The sequence below is a fragment of the Halomonas sp. 25-S5 genome, from assembly GCF_029889845.1.
Lineage (GTDB): Bacteria > Pseudomonadota > Gammaproteobacteria > Pseudomonadales > Halomonadaceae > Halomonas.
Map to the genome: position 1 here is coordinate 66198 of NZ_JARANV010000019.1, position 21434 is coordinate 87631.

19 protein-coding genes are annotated in these 21434 nt (G+C 67.4%); 10 read left to right on the forward strand and 9 right to left on the reverse strand.

Going from position 1 to position 21434, the window contains the following annotated elements:
- Positions 1 to 335 precede the first annotated feature (335 nt).
- The gene (locus OP498_RS13620; protein ID WP_348533488.1) at positions 336 to 911 is read left to right on the forward strand and encodes a lipo-like protein; all 576 of its coding nucleotides are present in this window, start codon (positions 336 to 338) and stop codon (positions 909 to 911) included.
- Positions 912 to 939: 28 nt separating this feature from the next.
- Here OP498_RS13620 and OP498_RS13625 read toward each other — a convergent pair whose 3' ends face one another.
- The 4 genes from OP498_RS13625 to OP498_RS13640 all read right to left on the reverse strand — a co-directional run bounded on the left by OP498_RS13625 (position 940) and on the right by OP498_RS13640 (position 5716).
- Positions 940 to 1575, reverse strand: coding sequence for an ATP-binding cassette domain-containing protein (locus OP498_RS13625; RefSeq protein ID WP_280547912.1), 636 nt, complete (start codon positions 1573 to 1575; stop codon positions 940 to 942).
- Positions 1572 to 3251 carry an ABC transporter permease subunit gene (locus tag OP498_RS13630; protein WP_280553901.1) on the reverse strand — a complete coding sequence of 560 codons (1680 nt, stop codon included), beginning with the start codon at positions 3249 to 3251 and terminating at the stop codon, positions 1572 to 1574. Before OP498_RS13630 ends, OP498_RS13625 begins: the two co-directional genes overlap by 4 nt.
- 49 nt (positions 3252 to 3300) lie before the next feature.
- Positions 3301 to 4554, reverse strand: a complete 1254-nt coding sequence (locus OP498_RS13635) for an ABC transporter substrate-binding protein (protein WP_280553883.1) — start codon at positions 4552 to 4554, stop codon at positions 3301 to 3303.
- Between the two features lie 73 nt (positions 4555 to 4627).
- Positions 4628 to 5716: an aminoglycoside phosphotransferase family protein gene (locus tag OP498_RS13640; protein WP_280553884.1), complete on the reverse strand. Its 1089-nt coding sequence runs from the start codon at positions 5714 to 5716 to the stop codon at positions 4628 to 4630.
- Between the two features lie 212 nt (positions 5717 to 5928).
- Between OP498_RS13640 and OP498_RS13645 the strand changes: the two genes are divergently transcribed.
- From OP498_RS13645 to OP498_RS13665, 5 genes are all read left to right on the forward strand, one after another.
- Positions 5929 to 6636 (forward strand): hypothetical protein, encoded by a 708-nt coding sequence (locus OP498_RS13645; protein ID WP_280553886.1) that lies wholly within the window; start codon positions 5929 to 5931, stop codon positions 6634 to 6636.
- 273 nt (positions 6637 to 6909) lie between these two features.
- Entirely contained in the window at positions 6910 to 8337 is a 1428-nt protein-coding gene (locus OP498_RS13650) for a nodulation protein NfeD (RefSeq protein ID WP_280553888.1), read from the forward strand.
- Positions 8338 to 8395: 58 nt separating this feature from the next.
- The gene (locus OP498_RS13655; protein ID WP_280553889.1) at positions 8396 to 9166 is read left to right on the forward strand and encodes a slipin family protein; all 771 of its coding nucleotides are present in this window, start codon (positions 8396 to 8398) and stop codon (positions 9164 to 9166) included.
- 416 nt (positions 9167 to 9582) lie between these two features.
- The gene (locus OP498_RS13660; protein ID WP_280553890.1) at positions 9583 to 11073 is read left to right on the forward strand and encodes a SulP family inorganic anion transporter; all 1491 of its coding nucleotides are present in this window, start codon (positions 9583 to 9585) and stop codon (positions 11071 to 11073) included.
- A gap of 63 nt (positions 11074 to 11136) precedes the next feature.
- On the forward strand, positions 11137 to 11991 hold the full coding sequence (locus tag OP498_RS13665; protein WP_280547905.1) for a universal stress protein: 855 nt from the start codon (positions 11137 to 11139) through the stop codon (positions 11989 to 11991).
- Between the two features lie 58 nt (positions 11992 to 12049).
- Here the strand turns inward: OP498_RS13665 and OP498_RS13670 are convergent, their stop codons facing one another.
- Complete coding sequence (locus OP498_RS13670) at positions 12050 to 13243, reverse strand: MFS transporter (RefSeq protein ID WP_280553891.1); 1194 nt, start codon at positions 13241 to 13243, stop codon at positions 12050 to 12052.
- A gap of 168 nt (positions 13244 to 13411) precedes the next feature.
- On the opposite strand from OP498_RS13670, the gene OP498_RS13675 reads away from it, so the two are divergent.
- Positions 13412 to 13753, forward strand: coding sequence for a TraR/DksA family transcriptional regulator (locus OP498_RS13675; protein WP_280547903.1), 342 nt, complete (start codon positions 13412 to 13414; stop codon positions 13751 to 13753).
- 28 nt (positions 13754 to 13781) lie between these two features.
- Here OP498_RS13675 and OP498_RS13680 read toward each other — a convergent pair whose 3' ends face one another.
- The 4 genes from OP498_RS13680 to OP498_RS13695 all read right to left on the reverse strand — a co-directional run bounded on the left by OP498_RS13680 (position 13782) and on the right by OP498_RS13695 (position 17917).
- Positions 13782 to 15305 (reverse strand): ABC transporter permease, encoded by a 1524-nt coding sequence (locus OP498_RS13680; RefSeq protein WP_280553892.1) that lies wholly within the window; start codon positions 15303 to 15305, stop codon positions 13782 to 13784.
- Positions 15302 to 16015, reverse strand: coding sequence for an ATP-binding cassette domain-containing protein (locus OP498_RS13685; RefSeq protein WP_280553893.1), 714 nt, complete (start codon positions 16013 to 16015; stop codon positions 15302 to 15304). Before OP498_RS13685 ends, OP498_RS13680 begins: the two co-directional genes overlap by 4 nt.
- Positions 16015 to 16869: a putative selenate ABC transporter substrate-binding protein gene (locus OP498_RS13690; RefSeq protein WP_280553894.1), complete on the reverse strand. Its 855-nt coding sequence runs from the start codon at positions 16867 to 16869 to the stop codon at positions 16015 to 16017. The genes OP498_RS13685 and OP498_RS13690 overlap by 1 nt, the downstream gene beginning before the upstream one ends.
- Before the next feature lie 175 nt (positions 16870 to 17044).
- Positions 17045 to 17917 (reverse strand): MurR/RpiR family transcriptional regulator, encoded by an 873-nt coding sequence (locus OP498_RS13695; protein WP_280553895.1) that lies wholly within the window; start codon positions 17915 to 17917, stop codon positions 17045 to 17047.
- 227 nt (positions 17918 to 18144) lie between these two features.
- Between OP498_RS13695 and zwf the strand changes: the two genes are divergently transcribed.
- From zwf to OP498_RS13710, 3 genes are all read left to right on the forward strand, one after another.
- Positions 18145 to 19656, forward strand: a complete 1512-nt coding sequence (zwf, locus tag OP498_RS13700; RefSeq protein WP_280553897.1) for a glucose-6-phosphate dehydrogenase — start codon at positions 18145 to 18147, stop codon at positions 19654 to 19656.
- A gap of 199 nt (positions 19657 to 19855) precedes the next feature.
- The gene (gene pgl, locus OP498_RS13705) at positions 19856 to 20524 is read left to right on the forward strand and encodes a 6-phosphogluconolactonase (protein WP_280553898.1); all 669 of its coding nucleotides are present in this window, start codon (positions 19856 to 19858) and stop codon (positions 20522 to 20524) included.
- 16 nt (positions 20525 to 20540) lie between these two features.
- Positions 20541 to 21203 carry a bifunctional 4-hydroxy-2-oxoglutarate aldolase/2-dehydro-3-deoxy-phosphogluconate aldolase gene (locus OP498_RS13710; protein WP_280547896.1) on the forward strand — a complete coding sequence of 221 codons (663 nt, stop codon included), beginning with the start codon at positions 20541 to 20543 and terminating at the stop codon, positions 21201 to 21203.
- Positions 21204 to 21434: the final 231 nt, after the last annotated feature.

Here is a 21434-nt window from a genome sequence, read left to right on the forward strand (position 1 = left end):
AACGCAGAGGCGCCGATAGGCTGGCGGTATTGGTCAATGAGTCCGCCGGTGCGGAGGGGGATAGCGATGAAAGGGGCGCGCAGCATCCTGGTGACACTGACCGCGTTACTGCTCTCAGCGTCACCGGCCATGGCCCTGGCGTTATCCATCTCCTGAGTCGCCGGAGGGATCCATCAATGTCCAACATGCTTGAGCGCTGCGGTTATGGGCTCGGATGCTGGTTGTCTTGTCCCAGGCCCTGGCACCGCCCCCTGTTGCCCGTCGACGAGGGTGTCCGGTCATGTCTCGAGCCTGGTGATGTCCTGCTGGTCGAAGGCTCCTCGAGGATCAGCACGGTGATCAAGTACCTGACGCAGTCCACCTGGTCCCATGCCGCCCTCTATGTCGGCGATAACAGCTGTCCCGGGGTAGCCGCCTCGCCCCAGGGCGGCGTTTTTGTCGAGGCAGATCTGGCGGAGGGGGTGCGGGTGGTGGGGTTCGAGGAATTCGAGGGCTATCCGCTGCGCATCTGCCGGCCGGTTGGCCTGGGTCGTGAGGACCTCGAACGACTGATCGCCTTTGCCTGTGGGCGCGTGGGCCACCGCTATGACCTGCGCAACATCCTCGACCTGGCCCGTTACCTGCTGCCCTTGCCCCCCATACCCACCCCCTGGCGGCGACGCATGCTCGGGCTGGGTAGCGGTGATCCGACCCGGGCCATCTGTTCGACCCTGATCGCCGAGGCCTTCCAGTCGATTCGCTATCCGATCCTGCCGATCCCCATTGCGGGCGAGGCGAGTGTATTCCAGCGTCGCCACTATACGCTGTTCACCCCGCGGGATTTCGATCTTTCCCCCTGGTTCGAGGTCGTCAAGCCCGCGCTGATAGGGGGGTTCGACCCCCACAAGCTGCACTGGCAGGAACCAGCCTGAGCCCGTCTTGGGTCAGGGGCCCAGAGGCTCAGTGAGACAGCTCGATCACTCGCCCACCGGCATCCTCGGCGTCTTCAGCGTCGTGGGTGACCAGCAGGCTGGGCAAGCCGGCCTCGCGCAGGCGGTCGAACACCAGCCGGCGCATCTCGTGACGCAGATGGGTGTCGAGCCTCGAGAAGGGTTCGTCGAGTAGTACCGCACAGGGGGCCGACAGCAGCAGGCGCATCAGCGCCACCCGGGCCTTCTGGCCGCCGGAAAGGGTGGCCGGGTCGCGCGCACCGAAGCCGGCAAGGCCGATGTTTGCCAGGGCCTGCTCGACCCGCGCGGCCTTGTCGGCGCTGGCCCCGGGCATGCCGAAGCGCAGGTTGCCGCCCACCGACAAGTGGGGAAAGAGCAGCGGGTCCTGGAACAGCAGGCCGATGCCGCGCCGTTCGGCCGGCAGGCCGCTGATGTCGCGGCCGTCGAGCATCACCCGGCCGCGAGCCTGGAACGCAGGAGCGAGGAAGCCGGCGAGGTAGGCGAGCAGGGTCGACTTGCCCGAACCGGAAGGCCCCATGACGGTGAGGACCTCACCGGGAGCGATCTCGGCATCCAGCTCCACCAGGACCTGGTCGCCCAGCTGGAGGCAGATGTCACGAAGTTCGAGGCGATGGGTGGCGTTCATGGAGCTCCCTGCATGCCGCGTCGCCGCGACCATAGCAATCTGGGCAGGCCGATGGCGATGATGAAGCCTGCCAGGGGCAGGCAGGCCTGGACCAGTGCCCAGACGCCGATGACATGACGGTTACCGCCGGCAGCCAGCGAGACCGCCTCGGTGGTGACGGTGGTGATGCGTCCTGCCCCCAGCAGCTGGGTGGGCAGGTACTGGCCGATGCTGACCGCCAGCCCCACGGCCAGGGCGGTGAGGATCGGCGCCAGCAGCATCGGCAGGCGTATCCGCCAGAAGGCCCCGTTGCGCGAGGCCCCGAGCGTCAGGGCCAGCCGCGACCAGCGTGGATCGAAGCGCCGGTAGGCCTCGGAGAGCGAGAGGAACACGTAGGGCAGCACGAACAGTAGGTGGCCGAAGGCGACCAGTGCATGGGTCGGTCGCATGCCGAGCTGCTCCATCACTACCACCAGGCCGAACAGGAAGGCGACCTGTGGCACGATCAGCGGCAGGTAGAGCAGCCACAGGGCCCGAGAGGGGGGCCGGCGGCTGCGCTGCTCGTGTTCGAGTGCCGCTAGGGCCAGGGCCATGGCGAGCAGCGTCGCACACAGGGCGATCAGCGCCGTCGAGGCGACCGGCCCGGCAAGTGAGGGCAGGACCCGGGCCCAGTGGGCGGCGGTAAAGCTTTCCGGCAGGGCCTCGGGGAAGCGCCAGAAGCCGGCCACCGAGTGGATCGCCAGGCCGGCGATGCCGACGAAGGCGATCACCGTGGCCAGCAGGATCCACAGCTTGCCGGCGAGATGCAGGCACGTCTCGCCCCGATGCCGTTCGCCGCGTTCGATCCAGAGACCCATCAGCCGCTTTGCGGCCCGCTCCAGTCCCCACCAGATCGCCAGTGCCGCGGCGGTGACGCCGAGTTGCAGGATCGCGCCGGCCGAGGCCAGGAAGCGCTTGTCGAGATCTGGGTCGCTGAACCAGGTAAGTATCGACACGGCAAGTGTAGGGGGCAGGGTGGGGCCGAGGATCATCGCTACATCCACCACCGACGAGGCGTAGGCGATCACCGCGTAGACCGGCAAGCGGATCAGCGGATAGAGCGATGGCGCGACGACTTTCCACCAGGCCAGGGTCGGGCGGTAGCCCAGTGAGCGGGCCATGGCGATTCGCCGTTCGGGATCGAGCTGAGGCAGGGCCGCCAGGCTCATCAGCAGCAGGAAGGGAATCTCCTTGATGACCAGCCCCGCGATGAGCGACAGCCCCCAGGGATCGTGGACGATCAGCAGGTCCGGCGGGCGCTCCCAGCCGGTCAGCCCCGGCGAGGCGAGACGTGCGACCAGCCCCGAGGGGGAGATCAGGAAGGCCAGGCCGAAGGCCGCGGCGGCATGGGGAATGGAGAGTAGTGGCGAGACCAGTCGCCGGATCCAACGGTCGAGCCGGCTGCCGGTCGCGGCGGCCAGGTAGAGCAAGACCACTGCCAGCGAGATGGCGGTGGCGAGCAGTCCGCTGGCGAGGCTGATGGTAACCGAGCGCCAGATGCCTGGCTCGGCAAACAGGGCCTGCCAGGGGGCGAGCGTCAGGCTCTCCCTGCCCAGCGCCGGCAGGTAGCCGAAGGCCGGCAGCAAGACCATGCCCAGGCCGGCCAGGATCGGCGCGACCAGTAGCAGCACGATCAGTACCGGAGCCAGGCGCAGCATCATCGAGCGCGCCTCGTTGCGGGAGTGGTCGGGGCGTGGTGCCTCGCCATCAGTTGCCGATGTAGCGGGCTTTCCAGGCGTCCTCCAGAGCTGTCATCCAGCTGGGATGCGGCTCGGGCAGCGTGCGCTGCAAGGCGCCGGGCGGCAGCATTGCCGGGTTGCGCTCGTCCAGGGAGAACAGGGCCCGGCTGTCGTCATCGAGACGCGCCACGTCGAGCACGGTGCGATCCCCCCAGACGTCGAGGTCCTGCTTGTGGGCCTGGGCCTTTGGCGAGAGCAGGAAGTCGGCGATCACCAGGGCACCGGCCTTGTGGGGCGAGTTGAAGGGAATGGCCACGAAGTGCACGTTGCCCAGGGTGCCGCCCTGGGGCACATAGCTGCGGGTGCTTTCCGGCAGTTCGAAGTCGGCGACTGCCGCCGCCGGCTCGGAGGGCGTAAAGGTGAAGGCCAGCGACAATTCACCGTCACCCATCAGGCTGCGCATCTCGTGTCCGGTGGCGGGGAACTGCCGTCCGCTGCGCCACAGGTGAGGGTGTAGCGCGTCCAGGTAGTCCCACAGCGGGGCGGTGACGGCCGCGAAGTTGCTCTCCTCGACCGGCGCATAGAGGGCCTCGTCCTCGTCGCTCAGCTCGATCAGGGCCTGCTTGAGGAAGGTGCTGCCGGTGAAATCGGGGATCCGCGGATAGGTGAAGCGTCCGGGGTTGGCCGCGGCCCATTCCAGCAGGGCAGACATGTCTTGTGGAGGCGCCGCCACCTGCTGGTTATCCCCGCGGAGCTCGTTGCTATCCCCGCGGAGCTCGTTGCTATCATAGTAGAAGGTGATCTGCGACCGTCCCCAGGGGGATTCGTAGCCCTCGGTGGGCAGGGTGAAGTCGGTGACGACCTCGGGGTTGTGCTCGGGGTGGGTGAGCGCGAAGTTCGGCAGCGACTCGGCGAAGGGACCGAACAGCAGGTCGTTGGCCTTCATGGTGGCGAAGTTCTCGCCGTTGATCCAGATCAGGTCGACATTTCCCTGGCCATGGTTGCCGGCCTGTTTCTCGGCCAGTACCCGGGAGACCGCCTCGGCGGTGTCGCCGATCTTGACATGGGTGAGTTCGATATCGAACTGCTCCTCGACCCGCCCGGCCACCCAATCGATATAGTCGTTGGTGCGCTGTTCACCCGCCCAGGCATACCAGTAGACCGTCTGGCCTCGGGCCTCGTCGAGCACCGCCTCCCAGTCGGTTGGATCGGGGCCCGCGGCGACAGGACCGGAGAGCAGGAGGGCGATGGGCGTGGCGGCAGCCAACAGGCGAATCGGCATCTAGGGTTCCTCTCTGGTGATGGGCAATGTTGGGGTGGAATACGCTCGGTGATGCGCTATCTGACTTTCGCTATCAGCCGTCGAGCACCTGCTCGAGAGTGCGAAACTCTCGCTGTACATGCTCGATCACGGCCACGGAAAGGTAGTGGTCGACCCGGTCTCGAACGTGGGCGATCAGGGCATCGTCGCTCAGCTCGGCGGACCAGTCCTCGCCGCGGGCATGGGCATCCCGGGAGTGAAGGTTACTGGCTCGCCACTTGGCGCACCAGGTCAGCGACCAGAGCCACATGGCCCGCCGGCATGCCAGAAGCGTATCGGTGTCGCCGTCGAAGCCCGTGGCGGCCATCCAGTGACGGTAGAAGGCGGCGACCTCGGCGGGAAGCAGTTCGGCGCGGCTCTGCAGGTCCCAGGTCGTCGAGGTGTAGAGGCTGGCGTGAGCCAGGTCGAAGCCTGCCAGGCCGTAGCGGCATTTCTCCAGGTCCACCAGCACCGCGCGTCCGGACTCGGTGACCAGGAAGTTGCCGGGATGGGCATCGAAGCTGATCAGTCGCGGCTCGGCGCCAGGCCCGGCAGGCAGCCGTTCCGGCAGGGCGTCCAGCTCGGCCTCGATCAGCGCTCGGGCGTCCGCTTCGAGCCCGGCCTGGACGAGGAAGCGTGCCTGGTCCCTGACCTCCTCGAGCATCGCCGTCCAGGGGTCGGCGGGTGACAGCAATGGCGGGCGCGCCTCGGCATCGGGCACGTCCAGTACATGGAAGCTGGCCAGCGCCTCGGCGATGTCGGGAAGGTCATCCGGGAGTCGCGCCGGGCGACCCCGGATGGCACTGACCAGCAGCCCGCCACGCGGCAGCGACGGGCTCGGCGGCAGCAGACCGTGCAGCGAGGGGGCATGGCCGCCCTGGCTGGCGCGGGAGAAGCAGGCCGCCTGGTAGTCGAGGTTGGCGGCGGGGTCGAGTCGCATCTGGCTCTGCTTGGGTAATCGTGCCACCCAGTCGATCTGTTGTCGCTCGAGCCACACATGGTGATGGGCCAGGCCCGTATCGGCCATCGGATACATGGCCTGAATGTCCGCGTCATGACCGGCGTAGCGCAGGGCCACTGCCAGGGGATGGCAGAGATCCGGTCGGGCCTCTGGCAAAGCAGGGCGAACGGCGATATCCGGCATGTCGCTCCTCGGGTGATGTTATTACGGTCGATAATGGAGGGTCGTGCGGCGCAAGGCGTTCCTTACATATCGGCGTCTCCCCGATGACCTGCTGCATGTCGGCCAGCTGTAAGCCTGGGGCATCGTCATCGACATAAGGGAACCGTTGTTGCGACACGGTGGAGCGAGGGCTCCGGATATCTTCTGGATGAACACAAGCGAAGGTGAACAATATGTCACAGCATGACGAACAACGCCGTAAGCTCCTGGGCCGCCTGAATCGGCGACTGGCCTACACGGCCCCGCTGCTTGCCCTGGTGGCGGGGGGCGCCGTCCTTCAGGCCTCGGCAGGCGATGACGCGGCCATTGCCGACTTTACCTCGCCCTCCGATGCGTCCTTGATGCTGGCCAGCAACCACGCAGAGGGGGCCGCCGAGGCGCAGGGAGAAGCCCAGGGCGAGGCAGAGGCAGAGGGTGAAGCGGAAGGCGAGGCAGAGGGTGAAGCGGAAGGTGAGGCAGAGGGTGAAGCCGAAGGTGAGGCGGAGGGAGGCGATAGCGCCGCGGTGGCAAGGCCCGAGGGGTATTCGCCGGCTTACAGCGAGACCGGCGACAATCCCCAGGAGATGCTGGCCCGAGGCGAGGCGCTCTATTACGACACCTCCTTGAGCAGCAACGGCCTGGCCTGTGCGAGCTGCCACGGCAGTGACGGTCAGGACATGGGCTACAACCCGACATTCGAACAGCCTTTCCCCCATCGGGTAGCGATGGGCGCCAACCAGTTCGGCATGGCGGAAGTGCATGCCGACGAGATGGTGCAGATCTGCATGGTAGCGCCGATGGCGGCCGAGCCGCTCGAGTGGGGTGGCGAGGAGTTGACCTCGCTGGCGGCTTACGTGGTGGAAGTGCAGAAGCGCGTCGCGGGAGAGCCACATGATCTCTGAGTCCGGCCGGCGGGGCTGAACGCGTTCATCTCTTCCCTCGGCACTCTGCCATCGTCCCCGGGCCCGCCAGCTGGCGGGCCCGGCTGCTTGCGACGAGGGCGTCTCCTTCCCTTCGACCGAAGGCAGGTTGTTGCCGCCCCCGGGTCCACTGCCTACCCTGATATCGGTAATGACTGAACCACTGTCCTCCGATGAGGCTCTCAGGGACAGGCACTGCAGGGCGGGCACGAGATGACGAATCCAGATCGCAGGGGCAGGGCCGGGCGCATCCTGATGCTGGCAAGTTTGCTGTGTCTGGCGCTGGGCGCGCTGCTGGCCTGGCAGGTACAGGCGCAGCAGGGTGAACGCACCGCTCTGGTGATGACGATCGACGATGCCATCGGGCCGGCCATCAGCGACTATTTCCTGCGGGGCCTGGAACTCGCCGAGGAGCGCGATGCCGCGCTGGTGGTGGTGGAGATGGACACCCCCGGCGGTCTCTCTGACTCGATGCGTTCGATGATCCGCGCCATGCTGTCCTCGAGGGTGCCGGTTGCCATCTATGTCTCCCCGGCGGGAGCCCGGGCGGCCAGCGCCGGGACCTACCTGCTCTACGCCAGCCATGTGGCGGCCATGGCGCCGGCCACCCACCTCGGATCTGCCACGCCCGTGCAACTGGGCGGTGGTGGTCTGCCGGGAATGGATGATCCAGCTCAGCCAACGGATGATGGCGAGACGCCAGCGTCGGATGACAAGGCGGCTTCTGACGATACCGAGCAGGCAGAGGACAACGGAGCATCCAGCGACTCGGGCACCCCCGAGAAACGTCGTGGCGAGACGGCCATGGAGCGCAAGGTGCTGGAGGACGCGGTGGCCTACATCCGCTCGCTCGCCGAGCGCCACGGCCGCAATGCCGACTGGGCCGAGCAGGCCGTGCGTGAGGCGGTCAACCTCACCGCCCGGGAAGCCCTGGAGCAGAACGTCGTCGATGTGGTGGCCCGTGACCTGGACGACCTACTGACCCAGATCGACGGGCGCACGGTGGTGATGGAGGATGGCGAGCGTACCCTGGCCACGGCCGATCTGGTCATCGAGCGTTTCGATCCGGGCTGGCGGACCAAGCTGCTGGCCGTGATCACCAACCCCAACGTCGCCTATTTTTTGATGATCATCGGCTTCTACGGGCTGATCTTCGAGCTGTCCAATCCGGGCGGCCTGGTGCCGGGCACCATCGGCATTATCTCGCTGCTGCTGGCGCTGTTCGCCTTCCAGGTACTGCCGGTCAACTACGCCGGCCTGGCGCTGATCCTGGTGGGGCTGGGGCTGATCGTGGGCGAGGCATTGATGCCCAGTTTCGGCATTCTCGGGATAGGCGGCATCGTCGCCTTCGTGATCGGATCGGTGATGCTGATGGACGCGGACACCCTGAACATCTCGCTGCCGATGATCGGCGGCATCGCCTTGCTGGCGGCGGGCCTGATGCTGTGGGTGATGACCCGCTTCATCGGTCTGCGGCGTCGCGTGCCCCGGACCGGCCAGGAGGAGCTCGTCGATAGCGAGGCCACCGCCCTCGAGGATTTCGCGGGGCAAGGCCATGTGCGGCTGATGGGGGAGCGCTGGAATGCCCACAGCACTCGGCCGCTGACCCGGGGGCAGACGGTCCGCGTGACGGCGGTCGACGGCCTGACCCTGGAGGTGGAGCCGCTCGACGACTCGTCCTGAGGCCCCGGCACGTTTCCCGGCGCCTGCCGTCGCCGGACACATCGAAGGAGAGCAAGCCATGTTGATTTCCTATCTCGTTCCGGTCGTCCTGCTGGTCATACTACTGGCGGCGTCGATCCGCATCCTGCCCGAATACAAGCGCGGGGTGGTGTTCTTCCTCGGCCGCTTCCAGGGGGTGAAGGGGCCGGGCCTGCTGATCATCATTCCCGGCATCCAGAAGATGCAGGTAGTCGACCTGCGGGTGATCACCATGGACGTGCCGGAGCAGGACGTCATCTCCCAGGACAACGTCACCGTCAAGGTCAATGCGGTGCTCTACTTCCGGGTGGTGGACCCGGAGAAAGCGATCATCCAGGTGGAGAACTTCGTCAACGCCACCAGCCAGCTGGCCCAGACTACCCTGCGCTCGGTGCTCGGTAAGCATGACCTCGACGAGATGCTCTCCGAGCGCGACAAGCTCAACGACGACATCCAGGAGATCATCGACAGCTCCGCCGAGAGCTGGGGGATCAAGGTGGCCAACGTGGAGATCAAGCACGTCGACCTCGACGAGAGCATGATCCGCGCCATCGCCCGCCAGGCCGAGGCGGAGCGCGAGCGGCGTGCCAAGGTGATCCACGCCGAGGGCGAGCTTCAGGCCTCGCAGAAGCTGGTCGAGGCGGCCCATGTGTTGTCTGCCAACCCCGCGGCGCTGCAGCTGCGTTACCTGCAGACCATGGGGGACATGGGGAGCAAGAATTCCACCGTCGTCTTTCCAATGCCCATGGACCTTCTGGAGGCCTTCAAGCACATGAAGGCCTCGCCCGCCGCGCCGGATGACGCCTCCTGAGCCCGCCCTGCCACGGCCAGCCGGTCGTGGCCTCCCTTGCCCTGGCGGGCCGGATGCAGCGCCAGGGTATCTCTGCTAGACTTCCGCGCTCTTGTCGGGTGCATGCATCAGACTTTCGTCGCGTGATGCCCCACTGACGCCGAGCAAGGGAAACGACAGCACGTGATGACTCCCCTGGCAGGGCTGGCCACGCCGCCCTAGCGCACCCTCCCCATCTCCCGGCGATGCCACCGTCACCGGTGCGTCATCGCTCGACATCGCGCCGATGTCCCTGTCGCCCCCGTGCTTGCGATCATCGCCATCTCCTGAATCTGCCATTGGCAACAGTGCCCGACCGGGGTGCCGGGAAGGGCATGCGCACGACAGGATCCCGACGCCTCACGGCCCATCCATCTCCCCCCTGACTGGACTGCAGCATGTACGAGAAAATGAAACTGAGCTGGTTCTCCAACCTCAAGGGCGACACGCTCTCGGGCATCGTCGTCGCCCTGGCATTGATCCCCGAGGCCATCGCCTTCTCCATCATCGCCGGGGTCGACCCCAAGGTAGGGCTCTACGCCTCCTTCGCCATCTGCGTGATCATCGCCTTCGCTGGCGGGCGCTCGGGCATGATCTCCGCGGCGACCGGCGCCATGGCGCTGCTGATGGTCACCCTGGTCAAGGAGCACGGTCTTGAGTACCTGCTGGCCACCACCCTGCTCACCGGCATCATCCAGATCCTCGCGGGCTATCTCAGGCTCGCCGAGCTGATGCGCTTCGTGTCGCGCTCGGTGGTCACCGGCTTTGTCAATGCCCTGGCGATCCTGATCTTCATGGCCCAGTTGCCCGAGCTCACCGGCGTGACCTGGCACGTCTACGCCATGACGGCGGCCGGCCTGGCGATCATCTACGGCTTCCCCTACCTGCCGGTAGTGGGCAAGCTGCTGCCCTCGCCGCTGGTCTGCATCCTGGCGCTCACCGCGGTCTACATGCTGACCGGCATGGAGATTCGCAGCGTCGGCGACATGGGCGAGCTGCCGGATAGCCTGCCGGTCTTCCTGTGGCCCGAGGTCCCGCTCAACCTCGAGACGCTGATGATCATCCTGCCCTACTCACTGATGCTGGCCGTGGTGGGCCTGCTGGAGTCGATGATGACTGCTACCATCGTCGACGACCTGACCGACACCCGCAGTGACAAGAACCGCGAGTGCAAGGGGCAGGGCATCGCCAACATCGGCGCCGGCCTGCTCGGTGGCATGGCGGGCTGCGCGATGATTGGCCAGTCGGTGATCAACATCAAGTCCGGGGGGCGCCGGCGCCTGTCCACCCTGATCGCTGGTGTGGCACTGCTGATGATGGTGGTGTTCCTGGCCGACTGGGTCTCCCAGATCCCCATGGCGGCCCTGGTGGCGGTGATGATCATGGTCGCCATCGGGACCTTCAGCTGGTCGTCGATCCGCGACCTCAAGAAGCACCCCATGAGCACCAACATGGTGATGGTGGCCACCGTGGTGGTGGTGGTGGTGACTCACAACCTGGCCATCGGCGTCTTCGTCGGCGTGCTGCTTGCGGCCATGAACTTCGCCAACAAGGTGGGCAACATCCTCTACATCGGCAGCGAGGAGGCCGACGAGGGCAGCCGTCGCATCTATAACGTGGTGGGACAGGTGTTCTTCGCCTCCTCCGAGCGTTTCGGCGAGGCCTTCGACTTCAAGGAGACGGTGGAGAAGGTCACCATCGACCTGTCGCGGGCCCACTTCTGGGACATCACCGCCGTCCAGACCCTGGATCGGGTGGTGATCAAGTTCCGCCGCGAGGGCACCGAGGTGGAGATGATCGGCCTCAACGAGGCCAGCGCCACCATCGTCGACCGCTATGCGGTACATGACGACCCCGAGGCCGTCGAGAAGCTGATGGGCGGCCATTGACCCCCGCATGGATGATGTAGAAGGTGAAGAGATGATCATAAACGCCAGCTTCAGGACAAGACGATGACCGAACAGGTGATGGCCGCCATCGACGGCTCGAAGTTCTCGGAAGGAGTGTGTGACTACGCCGCCTGGGCCAGCCTGGCATTGGGTGCCCCGCTGACCTTCCTGCATGTGAACGACAACCATCCTCAGACCGCCGAAGCGGATCTCTCCGGGAATATCGGGCTCGGGGCCAGGGAGCACCTGCTCGAGGAGCTCTCCCACCTGGACGAGCAGCGGGCCAAGGTGGCCCAGGAGCAGGGCCGGCTGATGCTCAAGGCGGCCCGCGAGCGGGCCGTCGAGGACGGCGTGACCGAGCCCGCCGGTCGCCAGCGTAACGGCACCCTGGTGGAGACCCTGGAGGAACTGGTCGATGAGATCCGCCTGCTGGTGATGGGCAAGCGTGGCGAGGGCGCGCATCAGGCCAGTGACCACCTGGGCTCCAACCTCGAGCGGGCGGTGCGTACCCTGCACCGGCCGATCCTGATGGTGCCCGACACCTACAAGACACCCGAGAAGGTGATGCTTGCCTTCGACGGCAGCAAGACCACCCGCAAGGGGGTGGAGATGCTGGCCAAGAGCCCGCTGTTCGACGGTATCCCGGTGCACGTGGTAATCGTCGGCGCCGAGACCGGCGATAACCGCTCCCAGCTCGACTGGGCGCTCAAGACCCTGCGCGACGCCGGCCACGAAGCAGAAGGCGCCATCCGCGCCGGCGAGGTAGAGGCGACACTCCACACCTACCAGGAGGAGCATGCCATCGACCTGCTGGTGATGGGCGCCTATGGCCACTCGCGCATCCGCCATCTGCTGGTGGGCAGCACCACCACCACCATGCTGCGCAAGGCCAACGGCCCGGTGCTGCTGTTACGCTGATCGCCATCGGCAGCGCCGCGCGACGCCGGCCCTCGGGCCGGCGTCGTCGTGTCAAGCCCTACGGGCCTCGGGCCTCGGGGCTCGCCAGCACGCCCTGGGCCAGCGCCCAGCCGATGACCAGCAGCGCCAGCATGCCGACCAAGACATGGGAGAAGGACGCGCCCAGGTCCAGCGCGATGCCCAGCAGGGCTGGAGCGATGCCCGTGGAGAAGACCATGGCGGCGCTCAGGGTGGCGCGCACCGTGCCCAGGTGCTCGGCGCCCCACAGGCGCACCAGCAGGCTGGTGGCGATGGACTCCTGGGCCCCCATGGCGAGCCCCCCGCCCACCATGAGCGCCCAGACGCCGGCGTGACCGCCGACGCTGATGGCCACCACGAGGGCCAGCGCGTAGGGCAGCAGGTAGAGCCTTGCCAGGCGTACCGGGCCGAGCCGGTCGACCCAACGCCCACCCAGCAGGGCACCGGGCAGCTTGGCCAGTCCCATGCCAGTCAGGGCCAGGGCATAGACGGTGAGCGAACTGCCCAGGTCGTCGGTCATGCGTGCCTGGTAGATGAAGAGCCCGGTCATGGTCACCGGCAGGATCATCAGCAGCGGCAGCAACTGCCAGAAGCGCGCCTCGCGGAAGGGGCGCGGACCCTGGCGGCGCTGGCCACGCGCCGGGCGCTTGCCCGGTGCCTTCGGCCAGGGGCCGCGAAGCATTAGTGGCACCCAGAATAGCGCCAGGAAGACTATCAGCAGCCACCACAGCTCCCGCCATCCCAGCCACACCAGCATCGCCGCCATCAGCGGTGGCAGGGCCGTCTCGCCGAGCATGATGCCGGTGCTGACCAGGCCCAGGGCGCGGCCGCGCATGGTGACGAACTCCCGCCCGGCGAGGGTGTTGCCCAGGTGGGTCATCATGCCCTGGCCGCAGAAGCGCACCAGCCCCAGGCCAAGAAGCCCCAGCCCCCACCAGGGGGCGGCGGTCAACAGCAGGATGCCGGCGAGCAGTGCAGCGAGTACCACCAGCGCGAAGCGTCGCGGAGCGACCCAGTCGATGCTGGGGCCCAGGCGAAGCACGGCGAACCCTGCGACCAGGGTCACCCCGGCATAGGCAGTGCCGAACTGCCCGGCGGAGAGTCCCAGGTGCGTGCTGATCGGTGCCTGGAATAGGCCGATGAAGAAGCTCTGGCCGAGGCTCGAGGTGAACATCGCCAGGAAGGCGATACCCAGCAGCCCGCGATGATCCCGCAGCAGGGTGCGGTAACCCATGGTGACCTCCGGTGAGTGTTGGATGGCAAGACGGGAGTGCGACGGCAGGGCCGCGGTGGCAAGATGGAGCCATGGCGGCCCTGCCGGTGAAAGCGACCCAGGATATCAGCTTGAGTGCATACGGTGGCGTGCCGAGCTGATCTAAAGATTCCGGAAATGGAGGCGATGATGAACCATCCTGAGCTGGATATGGACGCCGTGGTGAGGCGGTTGCACGCGCTGCGCGCCGAACTGCTCGAGCTGAGCGACGCCAGTCGCGATTCCCGCGACACCGTGATGCTGGACCAGACCTCGGTAGGGCGGCTGTCGCGCATGGATGCCATGCAGGGGCAGGCCATGGCCAAGGCCGAGGAGCAGCGTCGCCAGCTGGCCCTGCGGCGCATCACGGGGGCCCTCGCGCGCATCGAGAAGGGCGAGTATGGCGAGTGCATCGAGTGTGGTGAATGGATCGGCACCAGGCGCCTGGAAGGCGACCCCCTGGTGCTGAAGTGCATCGATTGCGCCGAGTGACGCCCGGCGCCGGGAGTGGCGACGATCCCTAGCGCTGGCAGGGGTCGTCGATGATGGCGGTCTCTCGCGGGCGCAGCCGTCGCGAGAGGGCATCCACGGCGATGTTGAGGGCCGCGGTGACCAGCAGCAGGAAGAAGGCGACGTCGAACAGCAGGTACTCGAAGTTCGCATCGATGTAGTAGCCCAGGGTGGCCACCCCCAGCATGCCCAGGATGGCCGTCTCGCGCAGGATCACCTCGGCACGGTAGTAGAGCAGCGCCAGCATGCCCGGATAGAGCCGTGGCAGCAGCTCGTAGGCCAACCGGCCCGGGGCGTTCACCCCCGGCATGCCGGGGGTGATGGCGTCCGCGTGGCGGGCCACCAGGAAGGCGATCAGCGCGCCGTTGTGCAGCGCCAGCGCCAGCCAGGCGGGCAGCAGCGACGGCCCCAGCAGCAGCAGGAAGAAGAAGGCCAGCATCAGCTCGGGGGTCGAGCGCAGGAACAGCAGCAGCCCCCGGCCGACCAGGCGGGTCACCGGGTTGCCGAAGTGGCGACAGGCCAGCGGCCACAGCGCCAGGGCCACCAGCAGCGCCCCCACGCTGCCCAGCAGGCCGAGCAGCAGGGTGTTGCCGATGGCCGGGGCCAGGTCGGGGATGCGTGCCAGCCAGTCGATGAGGCCTCGCCAGTCGCCTTCGAGCAGCGCTGGCGGCCAGATATCCTGGCTGACGAAGCGCCACAAGAGGCCGCCATCCACCGCCGGCCAGGGGCCCAGCAGGAAGGCCCCGCCGAGCACCAGCAGCGGCATCAGCCGCCGGTGGCCCCACCAGGGCAGGCTGGCGATCAGCAGGTAGAACAGCCACAGCAGCGCCCCGGCCTCATGGTAGCGCCCCTCGCGGAAGGCGGTCTCGAGCTGGAAGCCCAGGGTCGGCAGGCCGACGAAGCCCAGCAGCACGCTGGCGCGCAGCGCGCACTCGAAGCGGTAGCGGGTGTAGGCGGCGAGCCGCGTCCAGGCCAGCGGCAGCTCCGCATAGACGAAGCGCGACAGCCGCGAGACGCCGGGCGGCAGGGCGTCTCGCGGCGCGCCGGGGATCTGCTCGAGGATCTCCGCGAAGACCTTGGCGAAGATGCCGGCATAGGGGATCGCCAGGGCCATCAGCGCGGTGGCGGCGGAGAGGCCGAACACCTGCAGGAAGAGCAACGCCCAGAACAGCTCATGGATCGCCCGCACGAAGGCGCAGCCGGCGCGGATCAGCCGCGAGCGGGCGAACAGCAGGGCCAGCGGGAAACCCAGCACTATTCCGCCCAGCGTGCCCCACAGGGCCACGGCGACCGTCAAGCCGAGGGCCTCCAGCGGTGACTCCATCGCCCCCCAGGCGGGCCAGGCCAGCCCCTTGGCCATGCGCGCCAGCTCTGCCCAGGGGTCGCGGGTCAGGACTGCCAGGTCGGCGAAGGGCACCAGCACCACCGCCAGGGCCACCAGCGTCAGGGTATGGCGAGCCAGGCGCACGCCGGTGCTCTGCCCGGCCAGCCAGCCCGGTCGGGGCGCCGGCGTGCGATGGTCGGCGAGGGTCATGGCCGGCCCCGGGAGCGGGCTTCGCCGGTCTGGCCATCGGCATCCGGGTAGAGGCCGTCCAGGTCTGCCAGGGTCAGCTCGCGGGCCGGGGCGTCGATCACCAGCCGGCCGTCACGCAGGCCCCACACCCGGTCGAAGTGGCTGAGCGCCAGTTCTCGCTGGTGGAGGGCAATCACCGAGGTGGCGTGGCGCGCCTCGATCAGCGCCAGCAGGCGCAGCGCCTGGTGGGGGTCGACGCTGGCCACCGGCTCGTCGCCGAGGAACAGCTCTCGCTGCTGATAGAGGGCTCGAGCGATGGCCACCCGCTGGCGCTGGCCGCCGGAGAGCTGGCCGACCGGGCGGCGCATCAGTCCTTCCAGGCCCAGGGCGTCGCAGAGCTCGGCGACCTGGCGCCAGGGTCCGGGCAGCGGGCGCACCAGGTTCCACAGGTTGGCCAGGGCCGAGTGCTCGGCCAGCCGTCCCATGTAGACGTTGTGATAGACCGCCAGCTGAGGCACCAGGCCATGCTGCTGGGGACACCAGGCGGCGCTGTCGCCCAAGCGCCGGCGCAGGACGCCGAGCAGGGTGGACTTGCCGGCCCCGCTGGGGCCGAGCAGGGCGACCCGCTCGTCGCGCCGCAGGTCGAGGTGCAGTCCCGGCAGCACCACCCGGTCGCCATGGACCAGGTCGACGCCCGCAAGCGAGAGCAGGGTGTCGCGGGACTCACCCATCAGCGCAGCAGGCCGAGCTCTTCCGCGATGCCTTCGATGGGGACGTAGAGGGCATTGTCGGCGGGAATGAAGCCCTCCCGAGGGAAGCTCGCCAGCAACTCGGGGTCGTCCATCTCGAGCAGGGCCGTGCGGACCTGGTCGCTGAAGCCCTCGCCGAAGCGTTCATCGACATCGCCGCGCAGGGTCCAGTTGTAGTCCGGGTAGGGCGGGGTGGCCCAGATCACCTCGACCTTGTCGGTATCCACCCGGCCGTCCTCCACCGCGGCCTCCCAGACGCTGAAGTTGACCGCCCCCAGATCCCAGGTGCCGGCCTCCACCAGGGCGATGGTACGCGAATGGTCGCCGGAGAAGCCGACCCGCGAGAAGAGCGTGTCAGGGGCCTGACCGAAGCGCTGACGCAGGAAGTGCTCGGGCATCAGCCGCCCGGACGTGGAGGTGCGCGAGCCGAAGGTCAGGCTCATGCCCTCGATGGCCGCGGGCAGCGCCTCGGCCTGTTCGAGGCCGGTGGAGCGGTGGGCGATGAAGTAGCTCTTGAACGCGGCGTCTTCACTGCCCTGAGCCACGGCCACGGAGCCCGGCACCAGGCGTCGCGCCTGAACGCCGGAGAGGCCGCCGAACCAGGCCAACTGGACCTGGTCGTTGCGAAAGGCCGTGACCGTGGCGCCATAGGACTTCACCGGCACGTACTCCACCTCCACGTCGAGGCGCTCCTCGAGGTAGTCGGCGACCTTGGAGAAGCGCTCGACCAGTCGCGACTGGTCCTCGTCGGGAATGGCGGTGAAGCGGAAGGTATCGGCGGCGACACTCTGGGCGAACAGGGTGAGAACAACGGTGGAAGCGGCAAGCCAGCGCATCTCGGTCTCCGGAAGTGGGTGATAGGCTGGCCATTGTTGTGGCTCGGCGCCGGCCTGGCAAGTCGGGAGGCCTCTCAGGTAGGGCTATCGCAGATAGCGGTATACCAGGATCCCCTCTACGACCTGTCCCCGGCGCCCCTCGTCAGATCCAACTGCGGTAGCCCGCCCTGGCCTCTCATGAGTGGTCGTCGCGACCACTTACGGGGTAGCGTGTCGCTTGCAGGCTGTCCTTGATCTTCTTGAGATGGGGCAGGAAATCCTCGCCGCGGCGCAGGGTCACCCCGGTGGCCAGGACATCGATCAGCGCGAGCTGAATCATCCGCGAGGTCATGGGCATGTAGTAGTCGGTGTCTTCAGGCGTGGCGACTTCCAGGGTCTCGGTGCACTCGGCGGCCAGCGGCGAATCCGGGGCGGTGATGCCGAGCACTACGGCGCCGTTCTCCCGCGCCAGTTGGGCGATGTCCACCAGATCCCGGGTGCGTCCGGTCCAGGAGAGTACTACCACCACATCACCCGTGTGGCAGGCGGCTGCCACCATGCGCTGCATCAGCACGTCGACATAGGCAGTGACCGGCAGGTTGAAGCGGAAGAACTTGTGCTGGGCATCCTGCGCCACGGCGCCGGAGGCTCCCAGGCCGAAGAAGTGCAGGTGCCTGGCCTGGATCAGGTAGTCGACCACGCGCTCGATGCGCTCGGGGGTCACCTCGCGGCGGGCCTGGTCCAGAGCGGCGATGGTCGCTCCGAAGATCTTGTTGGTGTACTCGGCGGCGGAGTCGCCGGGTTCCACCGCCTGGCTGACGTACGGCGTGCCGCCAGCCAGGCTCTGGGCCAGCTTGATCTTGAAGTCGGGGTAGCCCTTGGCCTCGAAGCTGCGACAGAAGCGGTTGACCGTGGGTTCGCTGACCGAGGCCAGCTGGGCTAGGCTGGCGATGCTCATGCTGGTGGCTGAAGTCGGGTCGGCCAGGATGACGTCGGCCACCTTGCGTTCGGATCGGTTGAGCTCGTCGAGCTGCCGGCGGATGCGGTCGAGCAGATCGTGTCGGACCATGGGCGTTGATGTCTCCGTGATGACGGGGGCGCCATCGGCGGCGCGAGGGTGAAACACGGGTGATGTGGTGATTTAACTACATTATGCTGGCTATGCTGAGGTATGCGCAAAGGGAGCGGAGGGAGGCTGCCAGCGGATGGCCATTTTGTTGTAAACTTACACAAATAGTTTGCAAGGCTTGCCCTTCATGCGCTATTTTTTAGGTAAGTTAACCAGATGGGGCGGACATGACACAACGCAATCGACTCGGCGAGGCCAAGCCCACCGACGCCGGCGGCACGGAGATCGACCTGGCGCTGTTCGGCGCTCTCGGTGACCTGGCCCAGCGCAAGCTCTATCCGGCGCTCTACCAGCTCGACCGCGAGGGCCTGCTGGATACCGATACCCGCCTGCTGGGACTGGCACGCCAGGAACTCGATCGCGAGGCCTTTGTGGCCAGGGTCGAGACGGCGCTCAAGACCCACGTCAAGGCCGATGAGCTCGACCAGGCCGTGCTCAAGCGTTTTCTGGCCCGTCTGGATTTCATGCAGCTCGACTTCACCGAGCCCGAGGGCTACGGCGCCATCCGCGAGTGGCGCCAGCAGGGCCTGCTGCGCCCCATGGTGGTCTACCTCTCGGTGGGCGCCAAGATCTATGGCGACATCTGCCGCCACCTCGAGGCCAGCGGCAGCCTCGACGAGCAGAGCCGGGTGGTGGTCGAGAAGCCCATCGGCTTCGACCTCGACTCCTCCGCCGAGGTCAACGATGCCATCGGCGCGGTGTTCCCCGAGTCCCGGGTCTATCGCATCGATCACTACCTGGGCAAGGAGACGGTGCAGAACCTCATCGCGCTGCGCTTCGCCAACCCGCTGTTCGGCACCCAGTGGAACCAGAACAACATCTCTCACGTGGAGATTACCGTGGCCGAGAAGGTCGGCATCGAGGGGCGCTGGGGCTACTTCGACGAGGCCGGCCAGCTGCGTGACATGGTGCAGAACCACCTGCTGCAGCTGGTCTGCCTGATCGCCATGGACCCGCCGGCCAACCTGGATGCCGACGCCATCCGCGACGAGAAGGTCAAGGTGCTCAAGGCGCTCAAGCCCTTCACTGACGACATGCTGGGGCGCGACGTGGTGCGTGGCCAATACATGGCCGGTACCACGGATGGCCAGGCCGTACCGGGCTACCTGGAGGAGGAGGGGGCCAATACCCAGAGCCATACCGAGACCTTCGTGGCGATGAAGACCGGCGTGGCCAACTGGCGCTGGGCCGGGGTGCCCTTCTACCTGCGCACCGGCAAGCGCATGCCGGAGAAGCTCTCGCAGATCATCATCCACTTCCGCCAGCAGCCGCACTACATCTTCGACCCCGACCAGCGGGGGCTGGCCGCCAACAAGCTGGTGATCCGCCTGCAGCCGGAGGAGGGCATCGCGCTGGAGGTGCTGACCAAGGACAGTGGCCTGGACAAGGGCATGCGCCTGCGTCGCGGGCCGTTGCACCTGGACTTCAGCAGCGCCTTCCCCAAGACCCGCATCCCGGATGCCTACGAGCGACTGCTGCTCGAGGTGATGAAGGGGCAGCAATATCTCTTCGTGCGACGCGACGAGGTCGAGCACGCCTGGCAGTGGTGCGACAGCCTGGTCGCCGCCTGGGCCGACCGCGACGAGCCGCCGCGGCGCTATCCGGCCGGCTCCTGGGGGCCCGTGGCCTCCATCGCCATGATCACCCAGGATGGCCGCAGCTGGTATGAAGACTACTGAGGCACGGCGAGCGGCCCCAGGGACCCGGCGGTGGCTCTCTCAAGACCGCCATGATCACCCAGGATGGCCGCAGCTGGTATGAGGATTATTAGAAAATATCAAAGCCGCTTGAGCGTAGGCCTGGTAAGCGCCAGCGCACCGGGCACAATACGCCCGATGCGCCTTCGGCTTATCGGGCCTACCTGGAGGAAGAGACGAGATGAGTGATTCCCCCCGCCACCAGTTGGCCCGTCAGCTGGCCGAGGCCGTGGCCGAGGCCCTGCGGGCCGACCTGGCCCGTCAGGACAATGCCCTGCTGGTGGTCTCCGGTGGCTCCACGCCGGTGCCCTTCTTCGCGGCCCTGGCGGCCTGCGAGCTGCCCTGGGCGCGCGTCCAGGTGACGCTGGCCGACGAGCGCTGGGTGGCCGAGGACGCGGATGACAGCAATGCCCGCCTGGTGCGAGCCCACCTGCTGCAGGGACCGGCCGCCGCCGCCACCTTCGTGCCGCTGACCACCGCCGACGCGACCCCGGAGCAAGGCGCGGAGGCGGTGGCCGAGCGGGTCGCCGGGCTGGCCTGGCCGGCCAGCGTGGTGATCCTCGGCATGGGAGGCGACGGCCACACCGCCTCGCTGTTCCCCGACAGCCGCGAACTCGACCTGGCCCTGGCCACCGATGCCGCGGCGGTGGCGGTCCGTACCCCCAGCCAGCCCCAGCCGCGCATCACTCTGAGCGCCGGTCGCCTGCACCGGGCCCGTCGCCATGTGCTGCACATCACCGGCGGCGACAAGCGTGCCGTGCTGGCCCGGGCGCTGACCGGTGACGACGTCCGCGAGCTGCCGATCCGGGCCTTCCTTTCCTGCCCGCTGGCGACCTATTGGGCCCCCTGAATTCTGGAGTGACACCATGAGCATCGACAAGCAGCTGCCCTCGACCCGTACCACCGAACTGGACAGCATCTGCCTCAAGGCCGAGGTGATCCCGGTCATCGCCATCCAGCGCATCGAGGACGCCGTGCCCCTGGCCCGCGCCCTCTACGATGGCGGCCTGACCGTGCTGGAGATCACCCTGCGCACCGACTGTGCCCTGGAGGCGATCAAGCGCATCAACGAGGCGCTGCCCCAGGCCAGCATCGGCGTGGGCACCGTGCTCACGCCGGCCCAGTATCGCCAGGCCGAGGAGGTGGGCGCCGACTTCGTGGTGACGCCCGGCACCACCGAGGCGCTCTATCGCTACGGCGTCACCAGCCCGGTGCCGATGCTGCCCGGCGTGGCGACCGTCTCCGAGCTGATGACCGGCTGGCAGTACGGCTATCGCCGTTTCAAGTTCTTCCCGGCCGAAGCCAGCGGCGGCATCAAGGCCCTCAAGTCCTTCGCCGGCCCGATTCCCGAGGCGCGCTTCTGCCCCACCGGCGGCATCGGCATCAACAATGCCGAGGACTACCTGGCGCTCAAGAACGTGATGTGTGTGGGCGGCTCCTGGCTCACGCCCAAGTCCCTGGTCGACGCCGAGGACTGGGACGCCATCCGCTTGCTGGCTCGCGAGGCGGCGGAGCGCTTCCACCACTGATCCTCCTTTCCTGATTCGGTAAACCTGTGCTCTCTCGACAGCGGGTTGCTGTCGTTTTACCCGGCCTTCGTGGCCGGGTTTTTTTGGGTGTCTTGCTGTTCACATGAATGTCGGCTTGAAGATAGGGGTCGGGAAGGCTTAGCCTCCCCGCCCTCCGAACCGTGCGTGCGGTTCTCCCGCACACGGCTCTCCAGTTGATGGTTTCCTCATCGGGATTGGCTCGCGTGCTGC